Origin of the sequence: uncultured Methylobacterium sp., assembly GCF_964244095.1 — a bacterium.
Taxonomy (GTDB): Bacteria; Pseudomonadota; Alphaproteobacteria; order Rhizobiales; family Beijerinckiaceae; genus Methylobacterium.
Genome location: NZ_CAXTHR010000096.1, coordinates 1 through 16656 on the forward strand (window position 1 = coordinate 1; position 16656 = coordinate 16656).

At 72.8% G+C, this 16656-nt stretch carries 16 protein-coding genes and 1 pseudogene; 4 read left to right on the forward strand and 13 right to left on the reverse strand.

The window, feature by feature from the left end:
- Positions 1-100 (reverse strand): annotated as a pseudogene (locus tag ACFE86_RS14970) (3-isopropylmalate dehydratase small subunit); the annotation flags it as partial.
- A 76-nt stretch (positions 101-176) separates the two neighbouring features.
- On the reverse strand, positions 177-890 hold the full coding sequence (locus ACFE86_RS14975) for a HisA/HisF-related TIM barrel protein (RefSeq protein ID WP_375456121.1): 714 nt from the start codon (positions 888-890) through the stop codon (positions 177-179).
- An 11-nt stretch (positions 891-901) separates the two neighbouring features.
- Between ACFE86_RS14975 and ACFE86_RS14980 the strand changes: the two genes are divergently transcribed.
- From ACFE86_RS14980 to ACFE86_RS14990, 3 genes are all read left to right on the forward strand, one after another.
- Positions 902-1978, forward strand: a complete 1077-nt coding sequence (locus ACFE86_RS14980) for a hydantoinase/oxoprolinase family protein (RefSeq protein WP_375456122.1) — start codon at positions 902-904, stop codon at positions 1976-1978.
- Positions 1975-2175, forward strand: a complete 201-nt coding sequence (locus ACFE86_RS14985) for a hypothetical protein (protein WP_375456123.1) — start codon at positions 1975-1977, stop codon at positions 2173-2175. The genes ACFE86_RS14980 and ACFE86_RS14985 overlap by 4 nt, the downstream gene beginning before the upstream one ends.
- A 279-nt stretch (positions 2176-2454) precedes the next feature.
- Positions 2455-3888 (forward strand): mannose-1-phosphate guanylyltransferase/mannose-6-phosphate isomerase, encoded by a 1434-nt coding sequence (locus tag ACFE86_RS14990; protein WP_375456124.1) that lies wholly within the window; start codon positions 2455-2457, stop codon positions 3886-3888.
- Between the two features lie 15 nt (positions 3889-3903).
- Here ACFE86_RS14990 and ACFE86_RS14995 read toward each other — a convergent pair whose 3' ends face one another.
- Both ACFE86_RS14995 and ACFE86_RS15000 read right to left on the reverse strand, forming a co-directional pair.
- Entirely contained in the window at positions 3904-4221 is a 318-nt protein-coding gene (locus ACFE86_RS14995; protein ID WP_375456125.1) for a translation initiation factor IF-2, read from the reverse strand.
- Between the two features lie 147 nt (positions 4222-4368).
- A complete protein-coding gene (locus ACFE86_RS15000) occupies positions 4369-4722 on the reverse strand; it encodes a hypothetical protein (RefSeq protein WP_375456126.1) in 354 nt (117 codons plus the stop codon).
- Positions 4723-5149: 427 nt separating this feature from the next.
- Between ACFE86_RS15000 and ACFE86_RS15005 the strand changes: the two genes are divergently transcribed.
- On the forward strand, positions 5150-6088 hold the full coding sequence (locus tag ACFE86_RS15005; protein WP_375456127.1) for a tlde1 domain-containing protein: 939 nt from the start codon (positions 5150-5152) through the stop codon (positions 6086-6088).
- Between the two features lie 259 nt (positions 6089-6347).
- Here the strand turns inward: ACFE86_RS15005 and ACFE86_RS15010 are convergent, their stop codons facing one another.
- The 9 genes from ACFE86_RS15010 to ACFE86_RS15050 all read right to left on the reverse strand — a co-directional run.
- Complete coding sequence (locus ACFE86_RS15010; protein WP_375456128.1) at positions 6348-6851, reverse strand: YidB family protein; 504 nt, start codon at positions 6849-6851, stop codon at positions 6348-6350.
- A gap of 95 nt (positions 6852-6946) precedes the next feature.
- Positions 6947-7642, reverse strand: coding sequence for a hypothetical protein (locus ACFE86_RS15015; RefSeq protein ID WP_375456129.1), 696 nt, complete (start codon positions 7640-7642; stop codon positions 6947-6949).
- A gap of 48 nt (positions 7643-7690) precedes the next feature.
- Complete coding sequence (locus ACFE86_RS15020; protein WP_375456130.1) at positions 7691-8077, reverse strand: hypothetical protein; 387 nt, start codon at positions 8075-8077, stop codon at positions 7691-7693.
- A 115-nt stretch (positions 8078-8192) separates the two neighbouring features.
- Positions 8193-9056 (reverse strand): YsnF/AvaK domain-containing protein, encoded by an 864-nt coding sequence (locus tag ACFE86_RS15025; protein ID WP_375456131.1) that lies wholly within the window; start codon positions 9054-9056, stop codon positions 8193-8195.
- Positions 9053-9559, reverse strand: coding sequence for a YsnF/AvaK domain-containing protein (locus ACFE86_RS15030; protein WP_375456132.1), 507 nt, complete (start codon positions 9557-9559; stop codon positions 9053-9055). The genes ACFE86_RS15025 and ACFE86_RS15030 overlap by 4 nt, the downstream gene beginning before the upstream one ends.
- Positions 9560-10224: 665 nt before the next feature.
- Positions 10225-11724 (reverse strand): PAS domain S-box protein, encoded by a 1500-nt coding sequence (locus tag ACFE86_RS15035; RefSeq protein ID WP_375456133.1) that lies wholly within the window; start codon positions 11722-11724, stop codon positions 10225-10227.
- A gap of 102 nt (positions 11725-11826) precedes the next feature.
- Positions 11827-12129 (reverse strand): hypothetical protein, encoded by a 303-nt coding sequence (locus ACFE86_RS15040; RefSeq protein ID WP_375456134.1) that lies wholly within the window; start codon positions 12127-12129, stop codon positions 11827-11829.
- A 95-nt stretch (positions 12130-12224) separates the two neighbouring features.
- Positions 12225-15401 (reverse strand): PAS domain S-box protein, encoded by a 3177-nt coding sequence (locus tag ACFE86_RS15045; protein ID WP_375456136.1) that lies wholly within the window; start codon positions 15399-15401, stop codon positions 12225-12227.
- A 341-nt stretch (positions 15402-15742) separates the two neighbouring features.
- The coding region (locus ACFE86_RS15050) for a tartrate dehydrogenase (RefSeq protein ID WP_375456135.1) at positions 15743-16656 on the reverse strand (914 nt) is incomplete at its 5' end.

Below are 16656 nucleotides of genomic sequence, written 5' to 3' on the forward strand. Positions count from 1 at the left end.
TGATCGTCTTGAGGTACTGCTTCGGGATGATCCGGTCGGTGTCGACGTTGATGATCCGCATGGGCGCCGCGACGCCCTCCAGGGTCGTGAACTTGTCCATCTGTTCTGCCAGCGTGCCGAACTCGGAAATCCGCGTGTGGCGCTTCCATAGCAGCCGCGGGCGGAGCCCGGAAGGTTCACGATCGCCGGGGCGGATGCCCGGCCCGCAGCCGGCCGTCGTGGATCGCCGAGGCCACCAGCGCACCCGCGATCCCGGCGCGGTCCAGCGCGGCGAGGTCTTCGGGGCCGCGGACGCCGCCCGCGGCGTAGATCCTGTGGCCGGGTGCCATGCGGCAGGCGGCTTCCAGCCCGGCGAGGTCCGGCCCGGTCCCGGCGCCGACGCGGGCGAGCGTCATCACGATCACCTCCGGCGGCCAGTGGCGGGCCTCCGCGTGCAGGCTCGCCGGCCCGAGGCGCATCGCCCCGCGGCTGTCGAGGGAGAGCACGGCCCGCGCGCCGAGGCGGGCGACGAGGCCCGCATCCGCCTGGCTCTCGCTGCCGATCACCGGCCGCCCGAGCCCGGCCGCGCGGAAGGCGTCGACCGCGTCCGCGTCGCGGAACCCGGCATCGACCCACAGGTGCACGCCGGGGCAGGCCCGCGCGATCGCCGTGAGCGCGGCGCGGTCGGGCGGGGCGCCGTCGATGATCGCGTCGAGGTCGGCGACGTAGAGGACCGGCGCGGAAACCGCGTCGAGGAGCCCGCGCGCGACGTCGGCCGGGGCCGAGCCCTTTGCCAAGGGCGTCCGGATCGGGGCATAGCTCTGCCGCTCGCCGGCGCGGGCCCGCACCACCCGCCCGTGGCGCAGGTCCAGCACCGGGATCACCGCGAATCCCGCCCCCTCGTCCGTCACCGAGACATCCCTTGCCCGCCGCCCATCCGCCCTCCCGCCACGCGAAGACGATCGGATGGGATCTGGGGGGCGTGCACGTCAAGGCGGCGCTGGTCGAGGACGGCCTCGTCCGCGCGGTGGTGCAGGCGCCGTGCCCGCTCTGGCGCGGCCTCTCCGCCCTCGACGCGACGTTGTCGGGCTTGCCCGGCTGGGCGCGGGGCGAGGCGCACCATGCCGTCACCATGACGGGCGAGCTGACCGACTGCTTCGCCGACCGCGCCGACGGCGTCGCGCGGCTCGCGGGCTGGGCGGCCGGGCACCTGCCGGGGGCGGTCGCGATCTATGCCGGACGCGCCGGCTTCGTCGCGCCGGCGGACGCGGGAGAGAACGCCGCCGCGGTCGCCTCGGCGAACTGGCACGCCACCGCGGCGCTGCTCGGGCGGCACGTCGCCGAGGCCCTGCTCGTCGATGTCGGCTCGACCACCGCCGACCTGATCCCGATCGTCGCCGGGCTGCCGGCGGCGGTCGGCTACGGCGACGCCGAGCGCCTGGAGACGGGGGAACTCGTCTATACCGGCGTGGTGCGCACCCCGCTGCTGGCGCTCGCCGGCCACGCGCCCTTCGCCGGGCGGCGCACCGCGCTGATGTCGGAGACCTTCGCGCATGCCGCCGACCTGTACCGGCTCACCGGCGACCTGCCCGAGGGCGCCGACCAGCAGCCGAGCGGCGACGGCAAGGGCAAGTCGACGGCCGAGAGCGAGGCGCGGCTCGCCCGGATGATCGGCCGCGACCGCGGGGAGGGGACGGCGGCGGCGTGGCGCGCGCTCGCGGAGCATTTCGCGGAGGCGCAGTTGCGCCTGCTGCACGATGCGGCCGCCACCCTCCTGTCGCGCGCGGACCTTCCCGCGCGGGCGCCGCTGATCGCCTGCGGCGCGGGCGCCTTCCTCGCCGCGCGCCTCGCAGCGCGCCTCGGCCGGCCGTGCCTCGCCTTCACCGATGTCCTGGCGGCGCGGATCGCGGGGTCCCAGGACCGGGCTTCCACCTGCGGCCCGGCGCTCGCCGTCGGGCTGCTCGCCGCCGACCCTGGTTTTCCGGAGAGAGACCGATGACCGCCCTGAAGATCCTCGCCCGCAGCCTGACCACGCGGGTCGGCCCGCATATCGAGCTGGCGCTCGCCACCCAGGACGGCGAGACCTTCAAGGTGCTGGCCACGCCCGACCAGATCGACAGGCTGATCGACGAGTTGGAGGACATCCTGCACGCCCCGGCCGCGCCGGACGACGGAGAGCCGCCGGAAGCGGCGTGAGGTCGGGGGCAGCGGTCCGGTCCGCGGACCGGAAGCCTTGCGTGTCCGGCACGGCCCACCGGCGAACGCGGACGCTCGACCCCGGACGCGCGAGGCTCGCGGCTTGCTTGATCCCGAGGGCCTCGTCCGGGATGCCCCGACTTGACGCGCCCGGACCCGAAGCACCTTGCCGCGGCCGGCCCGGAACGGCACGGTCGCGGCCATGAGCGGGGCGAGCCCCGTCCCGGACGCGATCGGGGGGGCCCCGCGACGGACGGCGAAAGAGCCAGGGGAGATCCGATGAGTGCCGAGCGTGCCACCCACATCCTGCCGGTGATCCTGTGCGGCGGCTCGGGGACGCGGCTGTGGCCGGCCTCGCGCGAAAGCATGCCCAAGCAGTTCGCGCGGCTGGTCGACGCCGCGGAATCGACGTTCCAGGCGACCGCCCGGCGCGTCGCCGACCCGGCGGTGTTCACGCGACCCGCGGTGATCGCGTCGAGCGAGGCGCGCTTCATCGTCGCCGAGCAGCTCGCGCAGGCGGGGATTGCCGGCGACATCATCCTGGAGCCGGAAGGGCGCGATTCGGCCGCCGCCGTCGCGGTCGCGGCCGTGCACGCCGCGAAGGCTGACCCGCAGGCCGTGGTGTTGATCATGGCGGCCGACCACGTGATCGGCGACACCGCGGCCTTTTCCGCCGCCGTCCGCACCGCGGCGCTGGGCGCACGCGCCGGCTACACCATGACGCTCGGCGTCGAGCCGACGCGGCCGGCCACCGATTACGGCTACATCCGCCGCGGGCGGGCCCTGCCCGAGGCGGACGGTGCCTACGCGGTGGAGCGGTTCGTCGAGAAGCCGGACGCCGCGGGGGCGCAAGCCCTGATCGCCGCGGGCGCCCTGTGGAATTCCGGCTACTTCCTGTTCCGCGCCGACCTGATGCTCGCGGAGTTGGAAGCGCACGCGCCGGACGTGCTGGCGGCCGCCCGCGCCGCGCTGGAATCGGCAACGACCGATCTCGACTTCGTCCGGCTGGACGCCGCCGCCTTCGCCAGGGCCCCGAAGATCTCGATCGACTACGCGGTGATGGAGCGGACGCACCGGGCCGGCGTGCTGCCGGTCTCGTTCCCGTGGTCGGACGTCGGCACCTGGGACGCGGTCTGGCAGGTGCTGCCGCGGGACGCGGCCGGCAACGCGGTCCGCGGCCGCGTCGAGTTGCTGGAGACGAGGAACAGCCTCGTCCACAGCGAGGGCGAGGGGCTGACCACGGTGGTCGGCCTGGAGGACGTGGTGGTGGTCGCCACCCCCGACGCGGTGCTCGTCGCCTCGAAGGCGCAGTCGGGCCGGGTCAAGGACCTCGTCGGCATCCTGCGGGCCAAGGCGCACCCGGAGGCCGATGCGCACCGGCGGATGTACCGGCCCTGGGGCTGGTACCAGCGCATCGACATCGGCGAACGCTTCCAGGTGAAGCGCATCATGGTGACGCCGGGCGGGCGCCTGTCCCTGCAGAAGCACCACCACCGCGCCGAGCACTGGGTGGTGGTGCGCGGCACCGCCGAGGTGACGCTGAACGAGCGCGTCGTCCTCGTCCACGAGAACGAGGCGGTCTACCTGCCGATCGGCGCGATGCACAGGCTGACCAACCCGGGCAAGATCCCCCTGGAACTGATCGAGGTCCAGGTCGGCAGCTACACCGGCGAGGACGACATCATCCGCGTCGAGGACATCTACGGACGCTGAGCCGGCCGGCGCCGATCAGCAGGCGCGGTCGATCCGGTAGCCGTGCGGGCCGGCATGGCCTTTGTAGCGGCAGCCGCCGTAGGAGCCCATGAAGCCGTAGGCGTCGCGGCCGGTCTTCCAGGTCGCGCCCGCGCCGCCGGCGTACGTCGCGGTGCGATAGCCGGCCGGCTTGGCCGGCGCGGCCGCCTGCGGCGCCTCGGCGGGCTTGGGCGAGGGCGAGGCCTGGGCCGCCTCGGCCGCGGCGGTGGGCGGGTTCAGGGTCGGCTGCGCCTGCGCCACGGCGGACAGGCCGAAGGACAGGGCGGTGGCGGCGGCAAGGAAACGAAGCGTCATGACCATCTCCGATCGCAGTCTCGTGTTGAAGGTCCGGCCCGCGGTCTATGCAATGCCCGCCGCCGTCCATGTCGTGAACCCTATCGCGAGGTTTCGCGGGCGGATGTGCGCCGCTGCACGCGACCGGGACTGACTTCGTAACCGCGATCAGTTCCGCAACCTGTCGATCCAGGACGAGACCGGGTCCAACACGGAGGCGGCGACCGCGGCGGCCCAGGCCCTGGCGCGCGCCGGCAGCGACCGCACGCCCGTCCGCCCCGCCTCGGCCTCGCCGGCCCTGGCCGCCATGAGGGCGGCGACGAAGGCGTCCTCGCGCGCCTTGCACGCGTCGAGGGCGTTGCGCTGCGAGCCGGCCCGGCCCTGGGCCGGCGACTGATGCGCGAAGGACGCGCGCAGGCAGGCATGCCACGCCTGCTCCAGCACCCCCGGATCATCCGCCGCCGCCGCGCGAGGGGCCACGGTCAGGACGATCAGGAGGGCAGGGAGGGCCGGAATCCGCATCGGCGCGGTATCGCCGATGCGTACCGGGTCCGGCAAGAACGAAGGGGCAACACGACGGCGCGGTGTTCGTTCGCCGCCCGCACCGGTCCCCGCAGGACCGCGGCGGGGGCGGATCGCGCGTCGTCCCGGTTCGCAGGTGCAGGAAAGTCCCGCTCCAGGCCCCCGGCCGAGCGAAGCTTTCCCCCCGGGCGCCGCACGGGGGCCGGACGGAACGGTCCGTGCGCAGGCTCCGGGTTTAGCCGGGATTAACCAAACACCCGTCCAATGGAGACCAGCCGCAGTTCTCCGCTCCGTGCACGGCCGGCGGCGCCTGCGGCAGCCGCGTATCCTGAGTAGGGCCCGCATGCCTCATCCTCCGCGCATCCCATGCGGCCCCGCCCGCCGTCGCAGGGCGCGCAGCCGCCCGAACCTTCGCAACGCGCTGGCCATGCTGTTCTGCCTCGCCACCCTCGGCGGCGTCCCGCCCACGGAGGATGCCAAGCCGGTGCCGGTGCGCCCGCAGGCACAAGACGCGGACGCGACCGCGTCGTCGGCACGCTACGCCGCCCTGTTCGATCGCCGGCCGATGCTGGACCCCGACGCGCGAACGGCAGGGCAGGGCGCGCCCCTCGGCGCGGCGTTCCAGGCCGCCGTCGCGCCGCCCGCGATCCCCGCCGCGGCGCAGACGGTCAAGCAGGCCCTGGTCGTGCCGCTGCCGGTGCCGCGCCCCGCAGCGTTCGTCGCGCCGGCTTCCGCCGAGCCCCCCGCGCCGCGGCGGCTGGCGTTGCGGCGGGCCCCGCCGCGGACCCGGGCGGTGCTGCCGGCGCCGACCGCCGAGACCCCCTCGTTCTTCGAGGAACTGTTTGCGGCGCGGAAAGAGCCCGGTCCCGCGCTCGCCTACGCAGCTCTCGGGAACGACAGCCTCGAACGGTCGCGCGGGCGGCTCATCCCGGCGCCGGAGGCGATCGTGGGGACGGGAACGGCGATCTACGACATCAGCGCCCGCACCGTGCGCCTGCCGAGCGGCGAGGTGCTGGAAGCGCATTCCGGCCTCGGCGGCAGCATGGACGACCCGAGATCTGCACACCTGCGGATGCGCGGCCCGACGCCGCCGGGCAGCTACGACCTCACCGAGCGCGAGCAGCTGTTCCACGGCGTGCGCGCCCTGCGCCTCACGCCCGTCGGGGGCAGCGCCGCGATCCACGGCCGCGACGGCATCCTCGCCCACACCTACATGCTCGGCCCGAGCGGCGCCTCGAACGGCTGCGTGGTCTTCCGGAACTACGACCGGTTCCTGCAAGCCTACCTTCGGGGCGAGGTCCGGCGCCTCATCGTCGTAAGCGGACGCTGGCAGGACGGCCCGCCGCGCTTCGCGGACGAGCGATAGCCGGCGGCCCGATCCGGGAAGGAAGGGTACGGCTTCGATCCCGGTTCCGGAAGTCCGCCGGGTTCAAGAACCGTCCCGGCAAGGGCGGCTTCCACAAACGAGGACGCTTCCCGACGAAGCCGGAACCGGTTCGTCGGAAAGCGTCCTAAGCAGGCTTGCGTGGCTTCGCCCACGCAAGCCTGCTTCGATCTCCTTGTCGTCGCATCATGTTCGACAGCGAACCGTGGGACACGTCGCGGCAATGATGCTCAGCCTCGCACTACCAGTGCGCGTGCTCCTGCTCGGTCGGCATGCGGCCGTGCGGGGTGAGTTGATCGACCGCCTGCGGCAGCAGGTGCGAGAGTTGCGACAGCAGGTCGTTGCCGTCCATCCCGCTGTGCTGGGAGAGCTGACTGACCGTGTCGGGGCCGAGCGCCGCGCCGAGGTCGTCCGGGGCGATCGGTCGGTTCTGGCCCGAGCCGACCCACGAATTGACCGTGTCGCCGTGGCCGGCGCGGGTGAACTGCTCGATCAGGGCGCCGAGACCGCCGGCCCCGCCCGCGCCGCCGAGCAGGCCACCGAGGCCGCCCTGCCCGAGACCCCCTTGCCCGGCGCCCTGACCACCCCCGGCTAACTGGCCCAGGATGTTCCCCAGCCCGCCGCCGCCGGACCTGGCCGCGAGCAGGCTCATCAGGATTCCGACGATCGGGTCGGCGCCGGAGCCCTGCTGCCGCGGCGCGCCGCCGCCGACCAACCCGCCGATGATGCTGTCGAGAAGACCCATTGATCCATGCTCCTGTGGGGGCCCGTCGGGCCGGGATGCGCGTGCCGGTCGAGGCGGGCGCCGGCCCGGCGGGCCGGCGCCCGCCTCGACATCGATCAGATCGGGTGGTTGTAGACGCGGACCCGGCGCGCGCCGGAGGCCGGCGCATCGATCCGGGACGACGTGCCGCTCAAAGCGGCGTTCTCCCGCACCGGCGCGCCTGCGGCGGCATCCGAGCCGATCAGCGTCGCGGTGTCGCTTCCCACCGTGTTCGTCTTCGCGCCCGTCCAGCCGTCCCGCTCCCAGCCCTGGGCACGCTCGTCGAGGTCCAGGGCGCCGTGCTCCTCCAAGATGCCCATGGCGGTCTCGGCGCGGGTCTCGTCGGCGCGCACGGTCAGCAGCGTGCCGCCGCGGCGGACGCCTTCCGCGTAGGCATGCGCGTCGGTCTCGCTCACGCCGGCGCCGGTCAGCGACCCGGCGAGGCCGCCTGCCGCCGCCCCGATGCCCGCACCGGTAAGCGTCGCCACGAGCCAGCCCGCGGCGACGACCGGACCGACACCGGGGATGGCCATCAGGCCGAGGCCGGCCAGAAGGCCGGCGCCGCCGCCGAGGACGGTGCCCAGCGTCGCGCCCACGCCGGCTCCGGTCGCGGCGTGCTCGGCGGTGCCGTCCGGCCCCGCCGCGGTGGTGTCGCCCTTATTGCTGACGAGGCTGATGTCGCCGTGCGGCACGCCGGCCGCCTCGAGCTTCGTCACTGCCGCGGCGGCCTCGTCGTAGTGGTCGAACAGGGCCGTGAGGGTCTGCGTCGTCATGAGGTGTGCTCCGAGAGTTCTGAACAAGGCCGGTCGGCGGCGTGTGGACTACTGGACGGCGACGTTGCCCTTGAAGTCGAGGCCGACAGTGGCGGGCTTGCCGTCCAGGGCCGCGGCGCCGCGCCAGATGCCGTCGGCGTCCTTCTTGAGGTCCTTGACCTGTTGGAAGCCGGCCTTCTCCAGGCGGTGGCGCGCCTCGGTCTCGGTGAAGCTGTTGGCGCCCTTCTCCAGCTTGACGTTTGTCAGGGCGCCCGTGCTCGCCGGCTTGCCGTCCTGCGCATGGTCGGTGTTGGGCCGCGTCACGGCGTTCTGGCCGCCCGAGGTCGCACTGTTGGCGCCCCCGGTCGCGGGCTGGCCCGTGACGGTGGTCTGGGCGAGGGCGGGGGCCGCGCCGAGCAGCGGCAGCAGGATGAGGAGCGTGCGGTTCAGGGACATGGCGGGGTCTCGCTTTCTTCTGGTTGGGCGAAGGCGCGCCGATCCGGGGACCGGTCCCGGCGCGCCCCAGACCCGTCCGGCGCCTGACGGCATCGGACGGGTCGGCTCGAAAGGGTCAGACCGGCTTGCGGCCGGTGGTGGCGTCCGTGGTACCGGTGCGGCTGACGTTGCCGCGCTCGTCCTCGACCTCGACCTCAGTGCGGCGCACCTTGTCGGTCACGGTCTCGGTGCGCTGGGCCGCATCCTTGCGGATGCCGATCTCCTCGACCACGCGGGCGTCCTTCGACACCACCGCCTGCTCGCGCGTCTCGGTCGCCTCGATGGTCTTGCTCTGGAACAGGGCCTCGTCGGCTGCCGTCACCGGCCGGTCGACCGCGCGACGGTCGACGTGGACGGTCTCGTCGCGCAGCGTGACCTGCTCCTGGACCGGCGTCTCGACGACGTAGGAGCGCACGCGCACGCGGCCCGACTCGGCGACGCGCTTGCCGACGTTGATCCGCTCCTCGACGACGGGGATGTAGCCCTTCTCGCCGGCCGCCGTGCCGCTGGCCTGCAGGGAAGCGGCGCCCGCGGCGGTACCCGTCGTGGTCGTGCCCGTTCCGGCGGTGTAGCCGCTCCAGCCTTCCTTGCGCCACGCGGTCTCGCGCTGGTCGAGGTCGACCGAACCGTTCTGCTCCAGGATGTCGTAGGCGGTCTCGAGATGGGCCGACTCGACGGTGGCGGTCAGCAGCGTGCCGCCGCGGCTCAGGCCCTCGCTGTAGGCGTAGCGATCCTCTTCCGGCATGAAGAAGTCCTTGAGCGAGCCCCAGAAGCCACCCTCGTCGCGCTTGTAGTCGTACGATCCCGTGGTCCGGCCGGCGCTCTGGGCACCGTGGACGAGCTTGACGCTCGCCTGCGGGATGCCGGCGGCGACGAGCTTGAGCTTGGCGGCCTCGGCCTCGGCCGGCTTGTCGAAGAGTGCGGTGATGGTCTGCGTCATGGTCCTGTTCCCTCTGATGTGGCTGTGTTCGCCGGTTCGGGGGCGTGGCCCTCCAGGCCCACGCGTTCGACCACGGCACGCTGCCGGCGCAGCGTCACCGGGACCTCGACGTCCTCACCCGACGTGGTCTGGCGGATGTGCACCTCCTCCTTCAGGACGAGGCGCTTCTCGACGACGAGGATCTCTTCCAGGACGGGGATGATCGTCACCCCGTCCTCGACTCTCATGACCGGAACCGCTTCGCCCGCGGCCAGCGTCCGGTCGATCAACACGCGGGTCACCCCGACGCTGTCGCTGCGCAGGCTCTCCCGCAGGACGTGGTCGCCGACCTCGGTCCGGGTGCTGATCCGGACCCGCCCGGTCTCGACCGCGCGCTTGTCGATGCGGGCGCGCTCCTCGACGAGGGCGACGGTCAGCTCCGCATCGGAGGCGGGCACCGGCGCGGCCGCGTCGCGGAAGACGGCCAGGCGCGGCGCGGCTTCCACCGGATCGTTCGCGCTCATGCTTGCCGCGACGCGGCAACGCGGCGGCCGGGCGCATCGCGCGCCGCCCCGGGCTGGGGCCGCACGGACCGCCCATCGATCGCATCAAGCTCAGTCATGGGCCCTTCATCCGTTTCAACGTTTCCGGCGATCTTCCGGATCGCGCATGCGATCAGCGCACGGCTTCGCTAAGCCGACTAAAGCTTGCGCGAAATCGTCCGGACTTGATCACGGCATGTCGAGGTGGAGCACGCAAGCTTACGATACTCGGTACGACCTGAGCCTCAGCCGAAGAAGCATCCTGACGGGGGAAAGTTCCACGAATCCAAACCTGGCCCAAAACCGCCAAACCGGTTGGTGTTTCCGCCTCAAACGCAGCAGGTTTTCGTCCTGTCCGCGGATTCGGCCGGGACGGCGGCGTCCCGTCTCTGCGATCCCAGTCTCATCCGAGCGTCGCGCCGGCGGCGTCCGCGCGTGGGGACCCGAGCCGCCCGGCCGGTTCCGTTCGCGGACAGGGGGCGCCCGACGCGGCGATCGGCGCAAGCCCCACGCTTCGATCGACGGGCTCCCGCGATCGGGACGGCCTCCCGGATCGCCGGCCGCCATCGTGCCGCCGGCCCGTGGCATCGGCGGCGAGGTTTCGTCCGGGCACCTGTCCCGAGGGTGGTGCAGGACGTCGTTTCGGCTCATCGGTCCGGTGGTTTCGCGGCCGGTTTCCCCGCGTGTCGTCCCGGTGGAAGGGCCGCGGCGCCGATCCCGCGCTCGCGCCCCCAGACCACCACCGCGCTACGGCGGTTGACCCCGAGCTTGCGGTAGAGGCGCGTCACGTGGTTGCGCACCGTGTTCTGGGACAGCCCGAGTCCGGCGGCGATCGCCGCGTCGGTCTCCCCGGCGCAGATGCGCACGAGCATGTCCCGCTCGCGCAGGGTCAGTTGCTCGACGGAGGCGGTCGGGGCGCCGGATCGCGGCGGATTGCGCAGCAGGGCGAGCTTCTCGATCACGCTGCGGCTGAACCAGGAAGCGTCGGTCATCACCGCCTCGATGGCCTGGATCAGCTCCGTCTCGGTGCGCTTGCGCTCCGTGATGTCCTGCACGGCGCAGAGCACGCTCGCCGTGCCGTCGACGACGACCTCGACCGCGGTGATCAGGCTCGTGAGTTCCCCGCCGTCGCGCGTCCGAAGTCGGGCCTCGAAGCCGCGAACCTGGCCCTGGCGTTTGAGCTCGCGCCGGAACCGCTCGCGTTCGGTCGCCTCGATCCACAGGGCCGCGGCCGCGGCCGCGTCGCCGGGTGCCCCGAACGTCCGCGCGAAGGCCTCGTTGGCGCTGGCGGGCCCCTGCGCGTCCGCGCTCAGGAGGACCGTCGGGACGGGGCTGAGCGCGAAGGCCTTGGCGAACCGCTCCTCGCTCGCGCGAAGCTCGACCTCGGCTTTGCGGCGGTCCTCCAGGTCGGCGAAGGTGAACAGCATGCACCGCGTCCCGCCCGGCATCGCGATGGGATGGCCGGCCACGATGACGTATTTCTCGGCGTCCTTCGGCACGCGCAGGCAGGCTTCCATCTGCGGGATGGTCCGCCCGCCGTGCAGATGCGTGATCGCGAGGTGTCGGTGCTCGGCACCCGTCAGGAGATCGATCTCGGAGAACGACCGGCCGAACACGTCGGCATGCGCGTAGCCGGTCAGGTCGAGGAATCCCTGGTTGACCTTGACGTAGCGCAGGTCCGAGAGGCGGCAGATCACCGCCGGGGCGGGGTTGGCCCGGAACATCGCCTCGAAGCGCGCCTCGGCCTCGTAGCGGTCGCTCACGTCCTGCAGGATCAGGGCCGCGCTCGGCCGGCCCTGCCCATCCGTAATCACCAGGTTGCGGATGCGATGCATCCACACCCGATCCGGATCGCGGGCCTGGCGCACCTCGACCACCGCGTCGCGGAACCGCTCGCCGGCGAGCACCCGGTCGAGGGGATGCTGGACCGGACCGATCTCGTGATGGTTGCGATAGGCCAGCAGGAAGTTGTGCCGGTACGCGGCCACGGTCGCGCCGAGGTCGTCGAGGGCCTCGACGCCGTGCATCGCCAGGGCGGCCGGGTTGGCGTAGGCGATGGTCCGGTCGGGCCGGATCAGGATCACGCCCTCGCTCAGCCCGGACACGATCTGGCGCAACTGGGCTTGGTCTGTCGCGTCGTCGGCCATGCGCGCCTCCCTCGCAGGGGCAACGCTTGAAACCCCGTGCCGTATGCGCGGGCGGTCGTGGTTGCGCGTCGAATGCGGCCGGGATTGCGCGGCCGCGTGCTGCTATTTCGCGCCGACGCGTGCCGGCGCCGTCTCGACCAGCCGAAGTCGGGGCCGCCGGCTGCCGGTCAGGAACATCACCTCCGCCCAGGTCTCGTCGGCCTGCACGACGTGCACCCGGTAGTTCATGGTCGCGGCCAGGGCACGGGCCTGGTCGAGGGTTCCGCCGGCCAGCCGCATCGTGAATTCGCTCAGCTTGGCCGCCATGCTGGCCGCCAGCAGCCCGACCTCGACGCCCTCGTTGAAGGCTTCGCTGCGGCCGGGGAACCGCAGCCGCAGATCAGGCTCGACATGGATGTGGCGCATCGCGGGTCTCTTCGGACACCCGGCATTGCAGCGCGCGGACGGTTAACAAAGCGTCAAGATCCCTCGGGCGCGGACGGCCGGGAGGGGGATGCGGCTCAGGACCCGATCATGTCGCGGATGCGCGCGGCCAGCGCGTCGAGGACGAACGGTTTGGTCAGGACCTGCATGCCCGGCGCCAGGTGGTCGTTGCCGAGGACCGCGTTCTCGGCGTAGCCGGTGATGAACAGCACCTTCAGGCCGGGGCGCTTCGCCCGCCCGGCATCGGCCATCTGCCGGCCGTTCATGCCGCCGGGCAGGCCGACGTCGGTGACCAGCAGGTCGAGGCGCACGTCCGAGTGCAGGACCTTCAGGCCCGCCACGCTGTCGGCCGCCTCGATGGCGGTGTAGCCGAGATCCTCCAGCACCTCCGTCACCAGCATGCGCACCGACGGTTCGTCGTCCACCACCAGCACCGTCTCGCCCTGCTCGGCCCGCGGCGCCGCCTCCGGCCTGGCCTGCACACCGTCCTCGTCGGTCTCGCCGTCGTGGCGCGGCAGGTAGAGGCACATGGTCGTGCCCTGGCCGAGATCCGAGTAGATCCGCACCTGCCCGCCCGACTGGCGGGCGAACCCATAGATCATCGACAGGCCGAGCCCCGTGCCCTGCCCGATGGGCTTGGTGGTGAAGAACGGCTCGAACGCCTTGGCGATCACGTCCGGGCTCATGCCGGTGCCCGTGTCGGTCACGCAGACGCTGAGATACGGCCCGGGCGGCATGTCGTGGCTGCGCGCGGCGTGGTCGTCCACCCACTTGTTGGCGGTCTCGATGGTGATGCGGCCGCCGTCCGGCATCGCGTCGCGGGCGTTGATGCACAGGTTCAGCAGGGCGTTCTCGAGCTGGTGCGAATCGACCAGCGCCGGCCACAGGCCCGACGCGCCGACGACCTCCATGTGGATCGTCGGGCCGACCGTGCGCCGGATCAGCTCCTCCATGCCGGTCACCAGGCGGTTGATGTTCGTGGGCCTGGGGTCGAGGGTCTGACGCCGGGAGAAGGCGAGCAGGCGGTGGGTCAGGGCGGCGGCGCGCTTGGCCGCGCCCTGCGCGACGGCCATGTAGCGGTCCACGTCGTTGAGACGTCCCTGCGCGATGCGGTTCTGCATCAGCTCCAGGCTGCCGGAGATGCCCGCCAGCAGGTTGTTGAAGTCGTGGGCGAGCCCACCCGTGAGCTGGCCCACCGCCTCCATCTTCTGGGCTTGGCGCAGCGCCTCCTGGGCCTGCGCCAGCTCGGCCTGCCGCTCCTTCTCCGCGGTGACGTGCCGGCCGCTGGCGTAGATGAGCGCGCCCTCGGGCGCCGCGACCCACGAGATCCAGCGCACGCCGCCGTCCTTGTGCCGGTAGCGGTTCTCCACCGTGGGCAGGGTCTCCTGCCGGGCATGCCGAAGCGCGTCCTCGGTCAGCGCCCCGTCCTCCGGGACCACGAAGACGAACAGGGGCTGCCCGATCACCTCCTCCGGCGACCATCCCAGGATGGTGGTGAAGGCCGGGCTGACGGCGCGGAACACGCCCGCGCCGTCGATGACGACCTGGATGTCCTGGGTGTTGCGCCAGAGCCGGTCGCGCTCGCGCGTGCGTTCCGCGACCTGGCTCTCCAGGCTTGCGTTCGTGCGCGCCAGCACCTCCGACGCCGCCCGCTGGTCGTGGATGTCGGTGTTGGCGCCGATCCAGCGCGCGACGGCGCCGTCCGGCCCGCGGATCGGGAGGGCGCGGACCAGGAACCAGCGATACGCGCCGTCCGCGCGCCGCACGCGGAACTCGGTCTCGTAGATCTCGCCGGTGGCCAGCGAGGAGGCCCAGCGCGCCGCCACGCGGGGCCGGTCCTCGGGGTGGACCCGCTCGGTCCAGGTGTCGCCGATGGTCTGATCGGGCGATCCGCCGCTGTAGGCATAGGTCACGTCGTTGGCCCATTCCAGCCTGCCGTCGGGCGAGGCGGACCAGACGTGGTTGGGCAGGGCCTGCGCGAAGATGCGGAAGCGCGCCTCGCTCTCGCGCAACGCGAGCTCGTCGCGCCGCCGCCGCGTGACGTCGGTGAACAGCACGCCGACCCGCCCGAGGGCGGGATCGCCGACCCGGAAGGCGTGCACGTCGAACCAGCGCCCGAGCGCCTGCGCGTGGTCGTCGAAGTAGGCGGGCTCGCCGGTGCGCGCGACGCGGCCGTAGGTGTCGAACCAGTGCTGCTCGTGCGCCGGGGCGATCTCGCGGATGCGCTGCCCGGGGAGCGGTTCGAAGCCGGCCTGGCGCGCGAAGGCGGGGTTCGATTCCACGAACCGATAGTCCGTCGGCCGCCCCGTCGCATCGAAGATCATGTCGATCACGCAGAAGCCGACGTCGATGGCCTCGAACAGCGAGCGATAGCGCGCCTCGCTCACGCGCAGGCCCTCCTCGGCGCAGCGGGCCTCGTGCACGTCCTCGACGACGCCGTACCAGCGGACGATCGCGCCCGCCGCATCCCGGCGCGGGCGCGCGCGGGCGCGCATCCAGCGGTAGGTGCCGGTCGCGGCGACCCGGATGCGGTAGTCGACGTCCACCGGCTCGCCCGAGGCGAGGCAGGCGGCGAAGACCGCCCTCGTATGCGCCACGTCGTCGGGATGGATCGCGGCGATCCACCCCGCGCCGTCCGGCTCGCCCTCGGCCTGCCCGGTGAGATCGAGCCAACGCCGGGAATACGAGGTGACGTTGCCGTGCGGGTCGGCGGTCCAGGGCACCTGCGGGTTCAGCTCGACCGTGTGCCGGTAGTGGTCCTCGCTCTCCCGAAGGCGCGCCTCGGCTTCGCGCAGCGACACCCCGGCCAGATGCTCGGCCGTGCGGTCGCGCAGGATCTTGAGGTAGCCGAGATGCGCCCCGTCCGGGGCCCGCAGCGGCACCATCTCGCCCGAGGCCCAGAACCGCGCGCCGTCCTTGCGCAGGTGCCAGCGGTCGTCGCCCGCGCGCCCGGTCTCCCGGGCGAGCCGCATCTCCGTCGCGACCCGGTCGGCCGCCCGGTCCTCGGGCGTGAAGAAGCGATCGGCCGGCTCCCCCAGCATCTCCCGGGCCGACCAGCCCAGGACCCGCTCGGCGCCCGCGTTCCAGTCCGTCACCCGGCCGTCGCGGTCCATGGCGACGAGGGCGAAATCCGTCGTGCTGTCGAAGATGATGCGGTGGCGCTGCCCCGCCGCCGCCAGCTCCCGCAGGCGCGCCGCCTCGGCTTCCAGCGCCCGGTTGCGGCGCCGGAGTTCCTCGATCTCGGAGGCGGTCATCGCCGGCGCGTCGAGCGCGCGGCCGGATCGCACCCCACCTGCGTTTCCTGCCCAAGCATCCTTGCGCGAAGTGGCCGCCGGTTCGCGCAAGACAAGGATGCCTCACCCAAGGGATCGAAGCAGGCATGGGTAGGCGAAGCCACGAAAGCCTGCTTCGGGACACGCAGCGCGGCCCGCACGACCTCGGCGGCGCGGGCGCGGCGTCCGCGGGCGACCGGCCCGGCGGCGGAGGCGATGCGTTCGGGTATGCGGGACACGGCCCTGGCGATGCGCGGCGGCATCCCGGCGTTGTCGCAGATCGCGCATCGCGAGGCCAGCCTGGGGCCGGACGCAGGCCCGTCCTACCCGTTGTCGCCCTTGACGGCAGCGATGACCGCGTCCGTGACCTGCCGCGTCGTGGCCGTGCCGCCGAGGTCCGGCGTGTGCAGGCTCGGGTCGGCGGTCACCCGCTCCACCGCGCGCATCAGCCGGTCGGCGGCCGGCGTCTCGCCGAGGTGCTCCAGCATCTGGCAGGCCGTCCAGAAGGTGCCGATCGGGTTGGCGATGCCCCGGCCCGTGATGTCGAAGGCCGAGCCGTGGATCGGCTCGAACATCGAGGGGAAGAGCCCTTCCGGGTTGAGGTTGGCGGTGGGCGCGATGCCGAGCGAGCCGGCGAGCGCCGCGGCCAGGTCCGAGAGGATGTCGGCGTGCAGGTTCGTCGCGACGATGGTGTCGAGGGTGGCGGGCTTCATCGTCATGCGCATGGTCATCGCGTCGACCAGCATCTTGTCCCAGGTCACGTCGGGGAAGTCCCGTGCGACCTCGGCGGCGACCTCGTCCCACATCACCATCGCGTGGCGCTGCGCGTTCGACTTCGTCACCACGGTCAGGAGCTTGCGCGGCCGGCTCCGGGCCAGCTTGAACGCGAAGCGGATGATGCGGTCGACGCCCGCGCGGGTCATGATCGAGACGTCGGTGGCGACCTCGATCGGGAGCCCCCTGTGGACGCGCCCGCCGACGCCGGCATACTCGCCCTCCGAGTTCTCGCGCACGATCACCCAGTCGAGTTCCGGACCCGAGACGTGGCGCAGCGGGCTGGTGATGCCCGGCAGCACCCGGGTCGGGCGGACGTTGGCGTACTGGTCGAAGGGCTGGCAGATCGCCAGCCGCAAGCCCCAGAGCGTGATGTGGTCGGGCACGTCCGGCGCGCCGACGGCGCCAAAATAGATCGCGTCGTGATCCTTGATCTGCGCCAGGCCGTCGGCCGGCATCATCA